Raw genomic sequence first — 17752 nt, forward strand, 5'->3', positions numbered from 1 at the left:
TCACGGACAAAGAGCTTTAGATTAACATTATTTCAGGATATAGGCATAGGGAATTCCTGAAAAGCAGCTGTCTTTACATGCAGGAAAGGAGTCATAGGCTCTTAATAAATTGCCAAAAATGAAAGTGAATAACGAGAATTTCGACAAGGTACTGAACAAACTGGTTGCTTCTACCCGTTCCCCACGAGGACGCTTTACGGCAGAAAACAGCTGGAAGCTGCTGGAAAGCCGTTTGTTAAAGCGCCGCAGCATGAAGCGGTTCTGGATGCGTACAGCCAGTGCCGCAGCCGTAGTCCTGCTCTGTGTAACGAGCTGGGCAGCCTATCAGTTCTTATACGTAGCACCGCAACGGGAAGCCATTCCCACAGAAGCCGTACATACTACCGAGGAAACCCAAGTAATCCATAGCGTACTGACATTCGATCAGCAACCCTTGCAGGAAATCGTCCGTCAACTTTCCGAAACGTTCCGTACCGATATACGTATCGAAGGAGACAGCCTGAAGAACTATCACATGACAGCTACCTTCCGCGAAGGGGAGAGTCTTACAGAAATCCTCGACCTACTGAAGGAAGCCGGTAACTTTACCTATAAAAAAGAAAACAACACCATTATCCTTACTACTAAACTTAACTGACAATGACCAGCTCTACTATCTGTTCGCACCACCGCATCAGAACCGTACTTCTGATGTGTGTGGTTCTTTTAAGCTCCTCACTCCATGCACCAGCACAAAACAAGGAAACACGTATAAACCTGAATATCCGTAACGCAACTTTAGAGAGTTTCGTGAAGCAACTGGAAAATGCAACCGGATTCTCCTTCATCTATGGGGAAGAAGTAAAGCTCACGCACCGCATCACACTGAAGATGAAACAAAAGAACATCAGTGAGATATTGCAACGTGCCTTTGAAAACGAACCCATCACGTTCGAAATATCCGGAAAGCACATTCTACTCCATAAGCGGCCCGTGCCGCAGAAACCCGTTAGCCGTAAGTTCACCATCAGCGGATACGTGACCGACGGAGCGTCTTCCGAGACGCTGATTGGTGCCAATATCCTTGAGAGTCGTCGTTCCACAGGTACTGCCACCAATCCTTTCGGTTTCTATTCCCTCACCTTGCCGGAAGGGGAAACGGAACTGGTTTTCTCCTACCTGGGCTACGAAAGCCGGCATAGCCGGTTCGAGCTGACGAAAGACACCTTGCTCAACGTCAGATTGGACAGTAATAACCAGCTGGCAGAGGTCGTAGTGCTCTCGGACAAGCGGGAGGCCGGCATAGAAAGCACAGCCATGGGAGCGCATGAGATACCGATGACACAAATCAGGCATACCCCGTCCATATTGGGAGAAGCCGACCTGCTGAAGACCATTCAGCTGATGCCGGGTGTGCAAGCCGGCATGGAAGGTTTTGCTGGCATGTATGTGCGAGGGGGAGGTCCCGACCAAAACCTGGTTATGCTGGACGGAATTCCAGTTTACAACGCAGACCACCTGTTGGGAGTATTCTCCATCTTTACGCCCGAAGCGGTAAAGAACACCACACTCTTCAAAAGTTCTTTTCCTGCCCGCTACGGCGGGCGTCTTTCGTCTATAGTAGATGTACGGACCAACGACGGAGACATGCATAAATACCACGGCGCATTCAGCATAGGCCTGTTGACGGACAAACTGCATATCGAAGGCCCTATCTGGAAAGAACGGACCTCCTTCAGTTTCAGCGCACGAGCCATCCCCACCCTATTCTTCAAAAATCTCATTGTAGACAAAGACGACACCTATTCCGACAAATACAACTACTATTTTTACGACGTCAATGCAAAGGTCAACCATAAATTCAGCGACCGTAGCCGCATCTTCCTCAGTTTCTACAAGGGGAAGGACCACTATCATTATGACAGTTACTACCACGGTGACAATTACGACAACAGCATTAAGAATTATTCCAAGGACAACAGCCATCTGAATTGGGGAAACACCATCGCCTACGGCCGCTGGAACTATGTATTCAACAGCAAGCTGTTTTGCAACACCACCGTCTCATACAACAAATATGAGATGGGGCTGGACGGAAACATAGAAGATACCTATACTGTCGCCAATAAAGTACAAGACAGATACTATTACTCCTCCAAGTTCAACTCCGGTATCCGTGACTGGAGTGCGCGTATGGACTTTGACTACACCCCCATGCCACAGCACCACATCAAGTTCGGTGCAGAGTACATCCACCATACGTTCCGTCCGGGAATAGCTACCTCGAAAATACAAGATATAGATAATGGCGCCCTCCAGGAAGATACGGTTTACAATACCAGCAACAGCCATGCCATGCGCGGACAAGAAATCTCCCTTTACGCCGAAGACAATTTCAATGTAAACGCCAGGCTCAGTCTGAATGCAGGTGTACGCACATCGCTGTTCCACACACAAGGGAAAAGCTACTATTCGTTGCAGCCCCGCCTTTCCGCCCGCTATGACCTCGGACAAGGATATTCTGCCAAAGCATCCTATACGTGCATGGCACAGTATGTGCATCTGCTGTCCTCTACTCCGCTGTCTATGCCTACCGACCTCTGGGTACCCATTACCAAAGACATCAGTCCGATGTATGCCAACCAGTTCTCCATAGGAGGCTACTATTCCGGACTGCCGGGTTGGGAGTTCTCCGTCGAGGGATATTATAAACAGATGAAACACATACTTGAATATCAAGACGGTGTATCCTTCTTCGGCACCTCTACCAACTGGGAGGAAAAAGTAGAAATGGGCGAAGGCCGCTCCTTCGGTCTGGAACTGATGGCACAGAAAACATTGGGTAAGACTACCGGCTGGCTCGCATATACCCTATCCAAGACCGATCACCGTTTTAAGAACGGTACCATCAACCAAGGCCGATGGTTCCCCTACAAATATGACCGCCGCCACAGCATCAGCCTCAATCTCAGCCATAAGTTCAGTGACCGCATTGATGCAGGAGCTTCCTGGATATTCAATACCGGTGGATGTATCACTATCCCCGAAAAGGCAACAATCATCATCAAACCCGATGGCTCTATTGAGGAAACCGGCTACATCTCCCGGCGTAACAATTACCGCCTTCCCGCCAGCCATCGTTTGAATCTCGGCGTCAACTTCAACAAGAAGACCAAACATGGTATTCGTACCTGGAATATCAGTATCTACAATGCATACAATGCCATGAATCCGAATATCGTTTACAGCAAATACCAAAATAGATACAACGTATACTACGATGATTTCTACGAAAGTATTTATCATGGAAATACCGGACAGAAGAAAGCTCAAACTGTCATCAAGAAAATAACAATACTGCCTTGTATTCCTTCTGTTACCTATACTTATAGATTTTAAAAACAAATCCGGCATATGAAAACAAAAATGAAATTACACCTTATTATATATATAACTATTGTAAGCTTCCTAACAGCCTGCGAAAACGAAATTCCTTACAATCCCGGACAACAAGATCCGCAAATCATCATGAACGCCTTGCTCGAAACCGGACAAGCTGAGAATGATGTCTATCTCCACTTAGGCGAGGGCTATAGCATTGAACATTTGAACGAAGCAACTCTTTCCCTCTACATCAATGGCAAAATAGCAGAAACTCCGAAAGCGGTTTCCCCGGAAGAAATTTATGGGCATCTGGAAGGAGAACTTGATAAGGACGTTTATGAATCATTACTGAAAAGTATACGTTTCAAGAAATATCGTCTGACCAGCACACTGCATCCCGGTGACAACATACGTCTGGAAGCCACTGCCGAAAACGGAAAATACCATGCCAGTGCCGAAGTCACCGTGCCACAACCGATAGAGAGCCTGCACGTGGATACTTGCCTGGCCTACCTGCGCGAGTACAGCGGGAAAACCCTTTACCGCCAATACAAAATTACATTGCAAGACCGCCCCAACGAGAAGAACTACTACCGGCTGGACATTTGGAACGACCGTAGTTACTATTGCAAATGGAAAGAATATCTGGAGGATGAAAACGGCAGCCTCATCAAAGTGGAAGACGAGGACGGCTCTTGGCATTGGGCCTCCATACCTAGAGACACTACCATCCTTGCTCCCCGGCAGAACGAAATCATCAACCGGGAAGATGTTATACTGACTGACGGCCACCCCAGCAACTATGATGATGAAGAAAATGAATTGTTTCCCACCATAAATAACAAATACAACATATTCAATGATAACACTTTCCGTAACTCTTATGCCACATTGAAAGTATACACCCCTCTCTACCAAGATTATTATCCGATAGAGGGACACTACTACGACCATATATCCCGCAAACAAACCATCACCGTACGGTTGCTTAGCATCACTGAAGCCGAATACCGCTATCTAAAAGCCTTAAACTGCCTGGATGATGGGGATTACGACGATGCTTTAATGGAACCTATCAGTCTGCCTTGCAACGTCATAGGCGGATTAGGCTTTGTGGGAGTCTGCTCTGAAAGCAGAGTAATCATAGAATTACCCGAAACTATTTGGCAATAACATTTTGACTAATAAAAATCCTTTTATCCATTACTACAAATATAAATTCAGTTAGTCCACATTACATTCGTATTACAAAAAGCATCTAAACAAAGCATTTTCACACTATAAAATTGATTTAAGTCAAGAAATGAAGGTATAAACTACACTTTTTCCCTTATTCATTTTTGTGTTATAAAACATATACCTACATTTGCATAGGTAAAAGAAAAAGCTAAGCGCTTAGAGAGTTTTCAATAGGTATTAGATTGAAATTAGTTTTTAGGAATAACAATTAAAAAGTAGGTATTATGAAACGTTTAGGATTAACATTAGTGGCAGCAGTCTGCCTGACTGCTACAACATTTGCAGCAGAAAACCAGCCTACAACTGCAAAATGGGAAGGTAACATCAACATAACAAAGTTGAGCAAGTATTTGAATCTGGATTCCAACCAGCATGAAGAAGTGGCAAACATCTGCGAATATTTTACAGAACAGATGGAACGCGCTACAAATTCCAAGAAGAATCAGGAGAAGTTACTCCGTAATGCAGTTTATGGTAATCTGAAGTTGATGAAAAAGACTCTGAATGAAAAGCAGTATGCCGATTATGCCAGAGTATTAAATGTCACACTGCAGAACAAAGGTATCGAAGTGAAATAAGCTTCGCTTCTGATGAATACGAAAATTGTATTTGATAAATAAAAAGGCATTGGACTTTAAAGGTTCAATGCCTTTTCTTTACGTCAACGCCACCAAAGTCTGCGGCGTCAACTCCCTAACCAAATAATTCTTATCACTTTACAAGCAGAATCTGTCTTGCAGTTCTTTCTTATACTTTCTGGAAACCAGCAGTTCCGTCACTTTGTCAAATGGTGGATAAAGCATACATTTGCTATCCTTTATAATCATCAGATAATCAATATTGATAATATATGATTGATGTATCTGCACGAAACTGGATGAATATTGAGTAATCTGCTCAGCAGTCATTCCGCGACGCAGCACCAATGGCGGCTGGTTGTTTAGTATCACCTCCCACTGCTTACGCTCGGAGCAATAGCGAAAAAAACCGATTTCAGCCGGACGCAATGCACGCATATCATTGGTTGGCGTAAATACGATAAATGTCTGTCCGGCATGCAACGGCGCACCAATGGGATATGACATTCTCTGCCCAGCTTCTGCCTGCTCTACAAAACGTGCAAGAATATCCCGAAACTCCTGCTCTTCAAAAGGTTTCAACAGATAGTCGAACGCAGCCTCCCGGATAGCCTGAACCATATACTTATCATAAGCCGTATAGAAAACAATCCGCATGTTCCATGAAACACTGCCACGTATTTCCTGCAGTAGTTCCATTCCTGTCATATCCGGCATTTCCACATCCAAGAACAACAAATCCGGCTGTACCTTGGCAATGAGTTTTTTCCCTTGCTTGCCATTACGGGCAGTTCCCTTCAAAGAAAAGCGTGCATCCTTTCCCAATTCAAAACTCAGATTCTCAAGAGCCACCTCATCGTCGTCAACTATTGCAACCTTATATTTATCCATGTTTCTTTTATGTTTTTCTTTTCGCGAATATATACATAATCCTGCTCCCATACAAAGCAACAAGAAGCCATTTACGGACTATTTATCCGTAAATATGCCTATCCTTGCAAAAAACGAGATTAAACGGTTCTTTTAAATCCTGTAATCGTAGTTGTCTGGCAACCAGAAAGTCACCTCACATCCCATCTCACCACTCTGTAGAGAGACATTGTGCACTGAAACATCAATGGCCTCCTTATTCTTATTGTTGAGAATCTGAATGGTCTGCATAATGACTTTCATTCCCGTCCCCGTGCCCCGGTTCCGACTGTCTGGACGATAACCGCCACCATTATCCGTTATCTTTATACAGATACCGTTTCCCCGGCGACAGACCGAAACCCAAAGATTACGTTCACCTTCCTTCTCGCGCAACGCATGCTTCACTGCATTTTCAACCGGAATTTGAATCATCATAGACGGAATCCTTATTTGCTCCGGCTGCACATCCTTTTCTATCTTCAGTTCCGAATGAAAATCCGGACCTAAAGAACGGCGTTCCAGATTAATATATGTTTTCACAAAATCCAGCTCCTCTGCCAAGGTTACACACAGTTGTTCCGCCAATTCCAGATTGCGACGCATCAGTTTTACCAGCGACGAAAGCTCTTGCTTTTCTTCTACATTCCGCTCCGCCATCTCCCAGTTCAGCACATTGAAGATGAAATGAGGGGACAAGCGGTTACGGATATTCTCCTGACGAAGTGTAGAGACTGTGCGATGATTCCGTGCAAGCAACAAAGCACGTTTCTTTTTGCTGTACAGATAAAGAAAAACCGCCGTCAATATAGATACAACAGCTACAGCAAACACGACAAACTGTGTCTGCCTCAGCACCAGCACCTCGTTTTTCTGCTCCTGAAGCAAAACCCGATGTGCCATCAAGGTAGAATCCTGCTGATAACGCAAAGTCAAGTCTGCCGTACGCATCCGGACACGCTCATTCCTGATAGAATCATCAAGCAGGTTGTTCCTCTGCAGATAGTGATAAGCCCTCTTGTAGTTGCCGGTTTCCTCGTAAAACTGCTGAAGGTATTTATTACGGATATGTACCATATCAGGGTCGATGCCCGGAGGAACTACACTCTCGGACAATAAACGGCGTGCTTCTTGAAAGTCTTTCTGAAGCAGGGCTAATTCTATTTTCTGCGTATCGATATAATATAGTGCAGTACTCACCCCCATTTCCTCAAAAAAAGGTTGGCATTCATTTATATATTTAACAGCCAAATCAACCATATTCAGTTGAAGATAACAGTCTCCTAAATTCAACCTCCCCAGATTAAGTTCAAAACTCATATCATCATATCCTTCGACTAAATCAATAACCTTTTGGAAATATTTTATCGCTGTCTGGTAATCCTCCCTATAATAGTAAGAAGTCCCTCTATTATTCAAATAAATATATTTTTCATAAGGCAGCATATTGTCATAGCTTTCCCCTGCAAGATTGTAATAGTAATCACACTGTTCAAAATCACGCATGGTAACATATACTTGTGCCAAACCATAATAAATGGGAGGTTTCTTGGTAGAAGCCATATGCAAAGAGTCGCACATCAACAAAGCTCTCCTATACCAAGCTGCCCCTATATCCAATTTTCCTAAACGGTTATTCGCATCAGCAAGATTCATCAAAATATCCGGCACCACTTCAATCCTAGTCCCTCTCATCCGTAATTCATAAGCCTTCCGGAAGCAAATTTCGGCAGAATCCATATTCCCAACGCGTGCAAAGATATTTCCCTTCATATTGAAACATTCAGACTCCAAATCTGCCATTTGAGAAGAACTATGCTGCCTTTCAATAAAGTCATGTATCTGCTGGATTACGATTTGCGCCGAATCAAGCTGTGAAGTAATCAAATATGTTTTCAGTGTCATTGCCAGATAATTATATTTGACCAAGCTATCCTTTGCCTCTTCCATCTTTTGAAGAGCCTTCAACCTCACCTTTCGGGGCACAATGGCCACAGAGTCTCCATTTATACGGGAAAAATCCTCAAAAGCTCTCATCTCTGTGTATACGTCCTCTTCATCTCCGGGCGCACAAGCCCCTAGAAACACAAGCACTAATATCCAATAAATGTAAAATCGAATTCGCTTATCCATCCTCTCTCCCATGTTTCCCGTAATTAGATTATTTATTCAATACATCTACAAACTTAAAATATTTTTGCGAAATGCCGTCAAGTATAAGGCGTATTTCTCAGCCATAAAAGAGCATACGTTACCGCTTTATTAAAACGAAACAAAAAATCACATCATAGTACAATATTTAGCTAATAAGCCATCAAAAATAATGAATAGGGCATTCCAACGTTTGAACTGCCCTATTCACTATTCAAATACTTGATTTTATTTAATCGTCACCATCGTCGCCCCAAATCCGTACTCCTGGAACGAAGCATCCTGGTGGCGGCAATTGGAATATTTACGTTTCAACTCATCCAATAGCGCTTTACGAAGTACACCATCCCCCTTGCCATGAATAAAGACGATGCGTTGTTCGCGCTTTTTCTTGTATTGTTCCATCACTTCACGAAACTTGTCCAGTTGGTAATTCAATATTTCACTGTTGCTCATGCCGCAGGTGTCATCCAGCAACTCGCCGATATGCAGGTCAATCTCGACAATCCCATTCTTGCCCCCACGTTTGATGACCGTCTGCGGTTTGGATGGAGTATCTGCCGTTTTTTTCTGTAGCAAAGCCTCCTTCAGTTCCTCTGCCGAAACATACACCTGCTTGGCAGGCTGGTCATTCCGGACAATATCATACACCAAGGCCGGTGTTTCAAAGAAAACCGTCTGCTGGAATGTATGCAGTTTATAGAACTTTACCATATCTATGCGGACTTCCACACTGACAGCCGGTTTCATTGTGAACGCACGGTTATCTTTGAATGCCACCAGCTGTACCATCACACGTTCACGGTCGTTCAACTCGGACTTTTCGAACTCCTCCAGCAGAAGTTTCGTATTCGGCTCTATCAAACCATGCGAACGGACTGTCCAGGACTTTCCTTCAGCACTCGAATAGGTATAATACATATAATAATTACTGTCGTTCACCAAATATGCCTCGAAAGGTGTAGTGCTGACAGCCTTGATATCCTCCGGAACAAAAGCCAGAAAAACATTCAGGATATCTCCGCCTTTCATCTCGGGCTGACGATAAACAGATATCTGCGGTTTCTCCAAACGGACCGTTTGAGGCTCTGAAACCTGAGACTCCATAGCAGACGGCCTTGCCGCAGTAGCAGTCGTACGCAATTGTTGCTCTTCTTCCCGCTTCTTCTTGGCAGCCGCTTTGGCTGCCGGAGTGGGGATATTATAATCATCGGTCTCTATCACCACACATTCGTTTATGGGCATCGGTATGTCAAAACCGTCGGCATCTTCCACCAACACGATGTTTTTCCCTTGAAATCCTGTCACAACACCACCCCCAACTTCGCTGAGGAAACGAACTTTATCTCCTATCTTCATAGTAACGTATCTTTTAGTTTGTCTTTTCCTACTTTCTTCCTGCAAAGTTAGGAATTATTTCCCTTATTCTTTAAATCTTCCCAAATATCCGTACCTTTGCAGCCGATATAATAAAGAGAAAGCCATCATGAAAGAAGACCCCAGACATATCAGAATCAGCGAATTCAACTACCCATTGCCGGACGAACGCATTGCAAAGTTCCCATTGTCCGTACGTGACCAGTCCAAACTGTTATTGTATCGCCACGGAGAAGTTTCAGAAGACAGATTCACTTCACTGCCGGAGTATCTGCCATCGGGAAGCCTGATGATATTCAACAATACCAAAGTCATCCAAGCACGCCTGCATTTCCGGAAAGAAACGGGAGCACTGATTGAAGTATTCTGCCTAGAACCTATACAGCCGAACGACTATGCCCTCAACTTCCAGCAAACCGAGCATACCGCTTGGCTCTGCATGGTCGGCAACCTGAAAAAATGGAAAGAAGGCATGCTAAGACGTGAGATGACCGTGAAAGGCAAGCCACTCACCCTGACCGCCGAACGGGGCGAATGCCACGGAACCAGCCATTGGGTAAACTTCCGCTGGAATAATCCGGAAGTGACTTTTGCCGACATTCTCGAGGTCTTCGGTGAATTGCCCATCCCTCCCTACTTGAACCGGGAAACCCAGGAAAGTGACAAGGAGACTTACCAGACTGTCTATTCCAAAATCAAAGGTTCGGTGGCTGCCCCTACAGCGGGACTGCATTTCACCCCACGCGTATTGGACGCATTGCGCAATAAAGGAGTAGAATTGGAAGAACTGACACTCCATGTGGGAGCCGGAACCTTCAAACCGGTGAAAAGTGAAGAAATAGAAGGGCATGAAATGCATACGGAATACATCTCCGTCTCGCGCAACACATTGGAAAAACTCATAGCGCACGACGGCAAGGCAGTGGCCGTAGGGACAACTTCGGTGCGCACATTGGAAAGCCTTTATCACATCGGAGCCACCTTACTGAATAATCCCGAAGCCACGGAGGAAGACTTGCACGTCCACCAATGGCAACCTTATGAAATGTCTGCCAAGGCTGCCACCACCCCTGCAGTAAAAGCCCTGCAAGCCATTGTCGCCTATCTTGACAAGCATAGTATGGAGACTCTGCATACCAGCACTCAAATCATCATCGCCCCGGGATATGAATACAAAATCGTGAAGGCTATGGTGACTAATTTCCACCAACCGCAAAGCACCTTGCTGCTGCTCGTATCAGCTTTCGTACACGGCGACTGGCAGAAGATTTATAACTATGCACTGGCACATGATTTCCGCTTTCTGAGCTATGGAGATTCATCATTATTAATACCCTAAACACAATGAACCACGATAACAATCAAGAGATGTTCCCCCTTGTCGACGAACAAGGCAACATCATAGGTGCCGCCACCCGTGGCGAATGCCATAACGGTAGCAAACTGCTGCATCCGGTAATCCATCTTCATGTATTCAATTCCAAAGGTGAGCTGTATCTGCAGAAACGTCCCGAATGGAAAGACATACAACCGGGGAAGTGGGACACCTCCGTAGGCGGACACGTCGATTTAGGTGAAAGTGTAGAGATGGCGCTGAAACGCGAGGTACGCGAAGAACTCGGCATTACCGACTTTGTTCCCGAAACCGTCTTGCATTATGTCTTCGAGTCTGCCCGCGAAAAGGAACTGGTCTTCGTACACAAAACGGTCTACGACGGTGAAATACATCCCAGTGACGAGCTGGACGGAGGACGTTTCTGGAGCATTGATGAAATCAAAAAAAGCATAGGCAAGGAAGTCTTTACTCCAAACTTTGAAGAAGAGATAGAGAAAGTCATCGAATTGTAGCAGCAATAAATACTCCCTAAAAAAAGTCCCACTCTCCAAAAGAAAAGTGGGACATATAACAGTCATTACAATCAGTCTTATTTTGCCAGGTCTTCAATCACCTTCATAATCTGCTGACCGATTTCCTCGGCAGCTTCTGGTGTACCGGCCTCACTATAAACGCGGATAATCGGTTCCGTATTGCTTTTACGCAGATGAACCCATTTGTCGGGGAAGTCAATCTTCACACCGTCTATATCATTGATTTCTTCATTCTTATACAGCTCCTTCACCTTGGCAAGAATAGCATCTACATCTGTTTCAGGAGTCAAGTCTACACGATTCTTTGCCATGAAGTATGCAGGATAGGATGCACGGAGTTCGCTCACCTTCTTGCCTTCGTGTGCCAGATGGCTCAAGAACAAGGCAATACCTACCAAGGCATCACGTCCATAGTGGCTGGCCGGATAAATTACCCCACCGTTTCCTTCGCCACCGATAACGGCACCTACCTCCTTCATTTTGGTAGTTACATTCACTTCACCTACGGCGGAAGCGTAATATCCTTGCCCATACTTGCGAGTTACATCGCGCAAGGCACGGGTCGAACTCAAATTGGATACCGTATTGCCCGGAGTATGTTTCAATACGTAGTCGGCAACAGTAACCAGTGTATATTCTTCACCGTACATCTTGCCGTCTTCGCAAATCATTGCCAGGCGGTCTACATCAGGGTCTACAACAAATGCAACATCTGCCTTCCCTCCTTTCATCAGGTTCATGATGTCACCCAAGTTCTTTTCCAGAGGCTCGGGATTATGCTGGAAGTTACCGGTCGGTTCGCAATAGAGCTTCTCTACGTGCTGAACACCTAGTTGTTCAAGTAGTTGCGGCAGAATAATACCACCTACAGAGTTTACACAATCGATGGCTACACGGAAGTTTGCCTTTCGGATAGCTTCCACGTCTACAAGGTCAAGCGCCAATACGCTGTCGATATGTTTCTGGTTGTAGCTTAAATCCTGACGGTACGAGCCGAGTTGGTCCACTTCGGCATAATCGAATTCTTCGGCAGCTGCAATGCGGAGTACTTCCTGACCTTCAGCAGCGTTCAGAAATTCGCCCTTTTCATTCAACAGTTTCAACGCATTCCACTGCTTGGGATTGTGTGAGGCAGTCAGGATAATACCTCCACTGGCACCTTCCATGGTTACAGCCAGCTCGGTAGTCGGAGTAGAAGCCAAATCAATGTCCACTACATCCCAGCCCATACCCATCAAGGTACCGACTACTACGTTCTTGACCATCTCGCCAGAGATGCGGGCATCACGCCCTACCACGATTTTGTTACTTTTTACAGTACACGTCTTACGAATCAGGGTAGCATAAGCTGAAGTGAACTTCACAATGTCGAGCGGATTCAATCCCTCGCCGGCACCACCGCCAATGGTTCCGCGGATTCCAGAAATAGATTTGATTAGAGTCATAGGTTAATGATTTAAAATTTATAGGTTAGTTCCAAATTTGGAATTTATGTATATCGTAATAATAAGGATACACTTGTTGCATGGCAGTCTGTTGCCCCATCTTAGATGGTACAATCAGTTTCACATGCGCCCCATCACGTACATAATTCAAAGCGACCAACCAACCGGCAGGCACGGACGATCCATAATATGCAAGCATATATCCTTGTGTAAAAAGTCCGGCTATAGATGAAGAAGTAACCGTATATCTGAATTCATCCACAACTGTCGGATTATTCAAATTAGATGAAGTCACCGCCTTTTCTATCAATCCATATTCTTCATAACGCACCAAAACCAAATCATTCGGTTTAACTGTATCTGCAGGATTCGTCGAACCTTTATCCACAATCTGCATATACACCCCGCTTGCCAGCTGCACATACTCATTCCTGCTTACATCCGTTGTCGAATCTTGCGCATAGAATTCACTTTGAGAAATAACGACAATACTACTGTCTTTGATAAACGCTTTGATGGCATCTTTTTCTTCCTCAAGCATTTCGGCATAAGTTTTAGAATTATCGCATGCCTGGAAGGCTAAACAAACTGCAAGTAAGGCAAAAAAGAATAAAGTAAGTTTCTTCATTTCTGTTATTTAGTAATTTCGTACAAAAGTATCTGATTTCCTTGAAAGTTGAAAGCTGCGGATAGAAAGTTCGTAACTTTTAACCTTTACAACTGAACTTTTTTTATCCTTTGGCATTCAGCAGCGGTTTGTATTTCTCCAAAGCCTGCTCAAAGACCTTGCGGGCCTCATCCATCGTTCCATAAAATTCACCGCCGGAAGCATTCAAATGACCACCGCCGCCAAAGAACTCGGCAGCCAGCTGATTGCAAGGGAACGTACCGACCGAACGTAAAGAAATCTTTATCATCGGCTTCTCCGTATCTTCACGCAGGAAACAAGAGAAAATCACCCCTTTGATGCTCAAAGGAATGTTCACAAACCCTTCACTATCTCCACGCACATAGTCAAATTGGCTTTGTTCGGCTTTAGTCAAGGAAATTAAGGCTGCATGATAGTCCGGATAGACCTTCATTTGTGACAAGACATATCCCATCAGGCGCAGACGGCTTTCTGAATAAGTATTGAACACTCTGCGGTAAATCTCGTCCTTATCAATACCTTTCGACAACAGTTCGCTGATGATGAAATAGATTTCCCGATTATTGGAATTATAGGTGAACCCGCCGGTATCGGTCATCATGCCCGTATAGATACATTCCGCACCTTCCCTTGAAATGTCACTGAAATAGCCCATACGGCAAATCAGGCGGAAAACCAGTTCCGAAGTGGAAGATATCTCCGGATGGGAGATGATAATCTTGCAGAAATCCTCTGGATGGAGATGATGGTCTATCAGTATTTTTCTTGCCGGGGATGCAAGAACAGCGTCACCCATGGCATCTATACGATGGATAGCATTAAAATCCAGACAACAAATGACATCCGCCTCGGCAATCAGCTTGTCGGCAAACTCCTTGTAGCGGTCGTACAGAAGGATGTCCTTGCTCCCGGGCATCCATTTCAAGAAGTCGGGGAAAGCGTTCGGCACAATAACATTCGCCGTCTTTCCCTGCGAACTGAAGAAGTGCCACAAGCCCAGAGAAGAGCCGATGGCGTCCCCGTCGGGACCTACATGTGAAACGATTACTATCTTGTCTGCACGGTCAAACCATTTGGTGAAATGGTCTATCTTGGATTGTTCTATTACTTTGGTCAACATATTTTTATTTACTATTTGACGATTGACTATTTACTATTTGGCGTTTATAACAAATTGAAGGGGCAAAAGTACGAAAAGTTTGTGATTTATAACAATATGCGGTAAGAACCTTTTTGAGAAAGAAGAAGATAGGGAATACCTAAGCGAACGCAATTATTGGCAATCTTATTCTGATAATAGTCTGAAAGAGAAGCGTCAAGTACCACCATCCCTATGGAAAAGAGCGAAGTAAGTTCCTCTATCCCACCTTGATACCCCTTGGAGACATACAGATAATCAACTAAAAGGGGACGGGAAGAGTTCTTGTTTCTCCAACGGTTGTCGGAAAGAAGACAGATGCACTTACCGGCATAAGAGACAATCTGGTTGCGCATGGATAAGCCGGGAGTTATATAATCTCCGGTAACCAGTCGGGGAGTCTCCAGATGCAGGCGGTTCCAATGCGGAGAAAGGGCACGGCACAAACGCGGCATATCCGGCAAGCTATCGGTACATGCCAACCAAGAATGACGGTTGTCTGCCATACAATGGACAACGGGACAACCTCTCACGCTATAAAAAGCAATCCCCTGCCGGGGAGCATTGGACATGATGGAAAGGGAATGCCAGGAAACCACTGCCAACAATGCCAGCAACGCAAAGCAGACTCTACGTACCGTAAGGCGTAGAAAGCCATAATATGCCATCCCCAAGAACAGATAGACGAGCAGAACGCCCCATATATCCAACCAAATATTATCGACAGCAGCGCCGGGAAGATGCTCTATCCAGCGAAGCACTTCATTCTGGACATGTACCAATGCCTCTACTACCCTTGCAAACAGATGTTGTACAAAAGGCAGCGGCGTAAGCATCAACAGAAAGACCGCCGAATACAGAACGAGTGACACCATGGGAATTACCCAAAGATTAGTCAACAGAAAATGAGTGGAAAAACGGGAGAAATAGACAATGACCAAAGGGGCCGTACCCAGCTGAGCTGCCACAGACACTGTCATAAGTCCCCACAAATATCGCAGGAAACAATTGTCAACCTTCCAAAGGGCATACAACTTAGGCTGTACAAGTACAATAGCTGTAACCGCCGAGAATGACAACTGAAAACCGACATCAAACAACCAGGCCGGCTTGCACAGCAGCATCAGGAAAGCAGTTGCCGCCAGCGTATTCAGAGTCAGCGGCTTTTCCGGCTGCAAACCGGCAAACGCCAACAAAGAGAACATGACAACCGACCGCACCACCGAGGAGGACAATCCCGTGAAAAAAGCAAAACTCACCAAGAAAAGGACCAGAAGCAAAAGCAACAAAGGTTTCAACCGCCGCCATCGCCTCCACAAAGGACGAAGCACAAACAAGAGCAAAGCATACAGAAAACCTATGTGCAACCCCGAAAGTGCCAGTACATGGCTGGCTCCCGAAACGGAGTAGGTCTCCACAATATCATCACTCAGTTCCTCTTTATCCCCCACCGTCAACGCAGAAAGCACTGCCAATTCATCAGCTTCAAAGCCCAAACTCCGGTATAAGCCAACCACTTTCGCCCTATAATCCAGTGCCACCTGGCTGACAGTGCGAGAGGCATTATGCCCCGTCTTCCGCCAATGTCCGTCAGCCACGTAGGCCGTGCCGCTATAGCCTTTCCGCCTCAGGTAGCGAGCATAGTCAAACTCGTCGGGATTATCATTGTTTGCCGGAGGAACAAGCCGGGTAGATACCAGCAACTCATCACCACTGCGCAAAGTGGCCGTAGCAGAATCTTTCGGAAAATAAGCCAGAAAAAGATGATTCCGGGGGCAACCCGTAACTGCATCCTGCTCTACCTCTCCCAGCAGGACAACCCTGCACAATATGCTGCGCTCCCTCTCTTCGGGATGCTCGCGGATACAAACCCTATAAACAGCAGGTTTGCCCGAAAAGGGAAATGCCGTCTTTCCCTGCTGCCAACTCATCAAGCAGAGCCCCGTACCACCCAAGAAAAGGTATACCGCCGCTCCATACACCCATCCGGTATGCTTGTATCTGCCTATGATAAAAAGAAAAAGCAGAAAACCTGCCACATACTCCCATGCAGAAAGCACGTGTGGAAACGCATCTCCACACAAAATACCAACTACCAACGGCATCAACAGTCGAAGGAAAGGATGCCGTTGCCAGCTGTCGATTATCAATCCAGAAGACGGATTACAGATTCCTTAATGCACGGATGGCCTCCTTCGGATCGGGAGCTGAGAAAACGGCATTGCCTGCCACCAGTACATCTGCTCCAGCTTCTACCAGACGCGAACCGGTTTCCAAGTTTACGCCACCATCCACTTCTATCAAGGCCTGCGAACCAGTAACCGTAATCAATTCACGCAACTCGCGCACTTTATCAAGAGAATGCTCTATGAACTTTTGTCCGCCGAAGCCAGGATTTACGCTCATGATCAGCACCATGTATACATCATTAATAATATCCTTCAACAAGGACACGGGAGTTGCCGGATTAATCGTTACTGCCGGCTGCATCCCTGCTTCGCGAATTTGCTGCACCACGCGGTGCAGATGCGGACAAGCCTCATAATGCACATTCATGACATGGGCTCCCAGAGCCTTCACCTCCGGAATAAACTTCTCCGGCTGTACAATCATCAGATGCACATCCAAAGGTTTCTGCGACAGTTTTGCCACATACTTCAGTACCGGGAATCCGAAAGAAATATTGGGGACAAACACACCGTCCATGATGTCGATATGTACCCACTCTGCCTCACTTTCGTTAATCATTTCAATGTCCCGTGCCAGATAACCGAAATCGGCAGAGAGAATAGAAGGGGATATGATTGGTTTCATAATGCTGTATTCTAAAGTTTACGAACTTTGTGATGTACAAATATAGATAAAAGATTTAAGTCGGCCTAACATTGGAAGTCAAAACTCTCACTGCAAACTTACTGCATACCTTTTGCAGCGTCACTGCAAACGTGTTGCAGTGCTACTGCAAAGCAGTTGCAGTCACACTGCATATTAGTTGCAGCAACACTGCAAAGCGGTTTGCAGTGACGCTGCAAAA

14 protein-coding genes are annotated in these 17752 nt (G+C 45.4%); 6 read left to right on the forward strand and 8 right to left on the reverse strand.

Annotated elements, in window-relative coordinates:
- Positions 1-118: 118 nt before the first annotated feature.
- From JXR92_RS00185 to JXR92_RS00200, 4 genes are all read left to right on the forward strand, one after another.
- Entirely contained in the window at positions 119-637 is a 519-nt protein-coding gene (locus tag JXR92_RS00185) for a DUF4974 domain-containing protein (protein ID WP_117600857.1), read from the forward strand.
- A 2-nt stretch (positions 638-639) separates the two neighbouring features.
- A complete protein-coding gene (locus JXR92_RS00190; RefSeq protein WP_226791219.1) occupies positions 640-3378 on the forward strand; it encodes a TonB-dependent receptor domain-containing protein in 2739 nt (912 codons plus the stop codon).
- Between the two features lie 15 nt (positions 3379-3393).
- Positions 3394-4536, forward strand: a complete 1143-nt coding sequence (locus tag JXR92_RS00195) for a DUF4249 domain-containing protein (RefSeq protein ID WP_117600856.1) — start codon at positions 3394-3396, stop codon at positions 4534-4536.
- Positions 4537-4826: 290 nt separating this feature from the next.
- Positions 4827-5180, forward strand: a complete 354-nt coding sequence (locus JXR92_RS00200; RefSeq protein ID WP_057097580.1) for a hypothetical protein — start codon at positions 4827-4829, stop codon at positions 5178-5180.
- A gap of 138 nt (positions 5181-5318) precedes the next feature.
- Here the strand turns inward: JXR92_RS00200 and JXR92_RS00205 are convergent, their stop codons facing one another.
- From JXR92_RS00205 to JXR92_RS00215, 3 genes are all read right to left on the reverse strand, one after another.
- Complete coding sequence (locus tag JXR92_RS00205; protein WP_117600855.1) at positions 5319-6071, reverse strand: LytR/AlgR family response regulator transcription factor; 753 nt, start codon at positions 6069-6071, stop codon at positions 5319-5321.
- 132 nt (positions 6072-6203) lie between these two features.
- Positions 6204-8234, reverse strand: a complete 2031-nt coding sequence (locus JXR92_RS00210; protein ID WP_138344961.1) for a tetratricopeptide repeat-containing sensor histidine kinase — start codon at positions 8232-8234, stop codon at positions 6204-6206.
- Between the two features lie 234 nt (positions 8235-8468).
- On the reverse strand, positions 8469-9599 hold the full coding sequence (locus JXR92_RS00215; RefSeq protein WP_117600854.1) for a DUF2027 domain-containing protein: 1131 nt from the start codon (positions 9597-9599) through the stop codon (positions 8469-8471).
- A 127-nt stretch (positions 9600-9726) separates the two neighbouring features.
- On the opposite strand from JXR92_RS00215, the gene JXR92_RS00220 reads away from it, so the two are divergent.
- Both JXR92_RS00220 and JXR92_RS00225 read left to right on the forward strand, forming a co-directional pair.
- Positions 9727-10956, forward strand: coding sequence for an S-adenosylmethionine:tRNA ribosyltransferase-isomerase (locus JXR92_RS00220; RefSeq protein WP_117600853.1), 1230 nt, complete (start codon positions 9727-9729; stop codon positions 10954-10956).
- 5 nt (positions 10957-10961) lie between these two features.
- Entirely contained in the window at positions 10962-11465 is a 504-nt protein-coding gene (locus JXR92_RS00225; RefSeq protein WP_098032152.1) for an NUDIX hydrolase, read from the forward strand.
- 77 nt (positions 11466-11542) lie between these two features.
- Here the strand turns inward: JXR92_RS00225 and glmM are convergent, their stop codons facing one another.
- From glmM to rpe, 5 genes are all read right to left on the reverse strand, one after another.
- Positions 11543-12931 (reverse strand): phosphoglucosamine mutase, encoded by a 1389-nt coding sequence (gene glmM, locus JXR92_RS00230; protein ID WP_117600852.1) that lies wholly within the window; start codon positions 12929-12931, stop codon positions 11543-11545.
- Between the two features lie 25 nt (positions 12932-12956).
- A complete protein-coding gene (locus JXR92_RS00235) occupies positions 12957-13559 on the reverse strand; it encodes a DUF4827 domain-containing protein (protein WP_117600851.1) in 603 nt (200 codons plus the stop codon).
- A 103-nt stretch (positions 13560-13662) separates the two neighbouring features.
- Positions 13663-14700: a DHH family phosphoesterase gene (locus JXR92_RS00240; RefSeq protein WP_117600850.1), complete on the reverse strand. Its 1038-nt coding sequence runs from the start codon at positions 14698-14700 to the stop codon at positions 13663-13665.
- Between the two features lie 86 nt (positions 14701-14786).
- Positions 14787-16823 carry a ComEC/Rec2 family competence protein gene (locus JXR92_RS00245; RefSeq protein WP_138345031.1) on the reverse strand — a complete coding sequence of 679 codons (2037 nt, stop codon included), beginning with the start codon at positions 16821-16823 and terminating at the stop codon, positions 14787-14789.
- Positions 16824-16881: 58 nt separating this feature from the next.
- Positions 16882-17532 carry a ribulose-phosphate 3-epimerase gene (rpe, locus tag JXR92_RS00250; RefSeq protein ID WP_005830060.1) on the reverse strand — a complete coding sequence of 217 codons (651 nt, stop codon included), beginning with the start codon at positions 17530-17532 and terminating at the stop codon, positions 16882-16884.
- Between the last annotated feature and the right edge of the window lie 220 nt (positions 17533-17752).

The sequence above is a fragment of the Bacteroides parvus genome (assembly GCF_017309675.2).
Lineage (GTDB): Bacteria > Bacteroidota > Bacteroidia > Bacteroidales > Bacteroidaceae > Bacteroides > Bacteroides uniformis.

Excerpts from the sequence above, each read along its gene's own strand:
- JXR92_RS00185 (WP_117600857.1), top strand. The coding sequence starts at position 119 with ATGAAAGTGAATAACGAGAATTTCGACAAGGTACTGAACAAACTGGTT.
- JXR92_RS00190 (WP_226791219.1), top strand. The coding sequence starts at position 640 with ATGACCAGCTCTACTATCTGTTCGCACCACCGCATCAGAACCGTACTT.
- JXR92_RS00195 (WP_117600856.1), top strand. The coding sequence starts at position 3,394 with ATGAAAACAAAAATGAAATTACACCTTATTATATATATAACTATTGTA.
- JXR92_RS00200 (WP_057097580.1), top strand. The coding sequence starts at position 4,827 with ATGAAACGTTTAGGATTAACATTAGTGGCAGCAGTCTGCCTGACTGCT.
- JXR92_RS00205 (WP_117600855.1), bottom strand. The coding sequence starts at position 6,071 with ATGGATAAATATAAGGTTGCAATAGTTGACGACGATGAGGTGGCTCTT.
- JXR92_RS00210 (WP_138344961.1), bottom strand. The coding sequence starts at position 8,234 with ATGGGAGAGAGGATGGATAAGCGAATTCGATTTTACATTTATTGGATA.
- JXR92_RS00215 (WP_117600854.1), bottom strand. The coding sequence starts at position 9,599 with ATGAAGATAGGAGATAAAGTTCGTTTCCTCAGCGAAGTTGGGGGTGGT.
- JXR92_RS00220 (WP_117600853.1), top strand. The coding sequence starts at position 9,727 with ATGAAAGAAGACCCCAGACATATCAGAATCAGCGAATTCAACTACCCA.
- JXR92_RS00225 (WP_098032152.1), top strand. The coding sequence starts at position 10,962 with ATGAACCACGATAACAATCAAGAGATGTTCCCCCTTGTCGACGAACAA.
- glmM (WP_117600852.1), bottom strand. The coding sequence starts at position 12,931 with ATGACTCTAATCAAATCTATTTCTGGAATCCGCGGAACCATTGGCGGT.
- JXR92_RS00235 (WP_117600851.1), bottom strand. The coding sequence starts at position 13,559 with ATGAAGAAACTTACTTTATTCTTTTTTGCCTTACTTGCAGTTTGTTTA.
- JXR92_RS00240 (WP_117600850.1), bottom strand. The coding sequence starts at position 14,700 with ATGTTGACCAAAGTAATAGAACAATCCAAGATAGACCATTTCACCAAA.
- JXR92_RS00245 (WP_138345031.1), bottom strand. The coding sequence starts at position 16,823 with ATGCCGTTGGTAGTTGGTATTTTGTGTGGAGATGCGTTTCCACACGTG.
- rpe (WP_005830060.1), bottom strand. The coding sequence starts at position 17,532 with ATGAAACCAATCATATCCCCTTCTATTCTCTCTGCCGATTTCGGTTAT.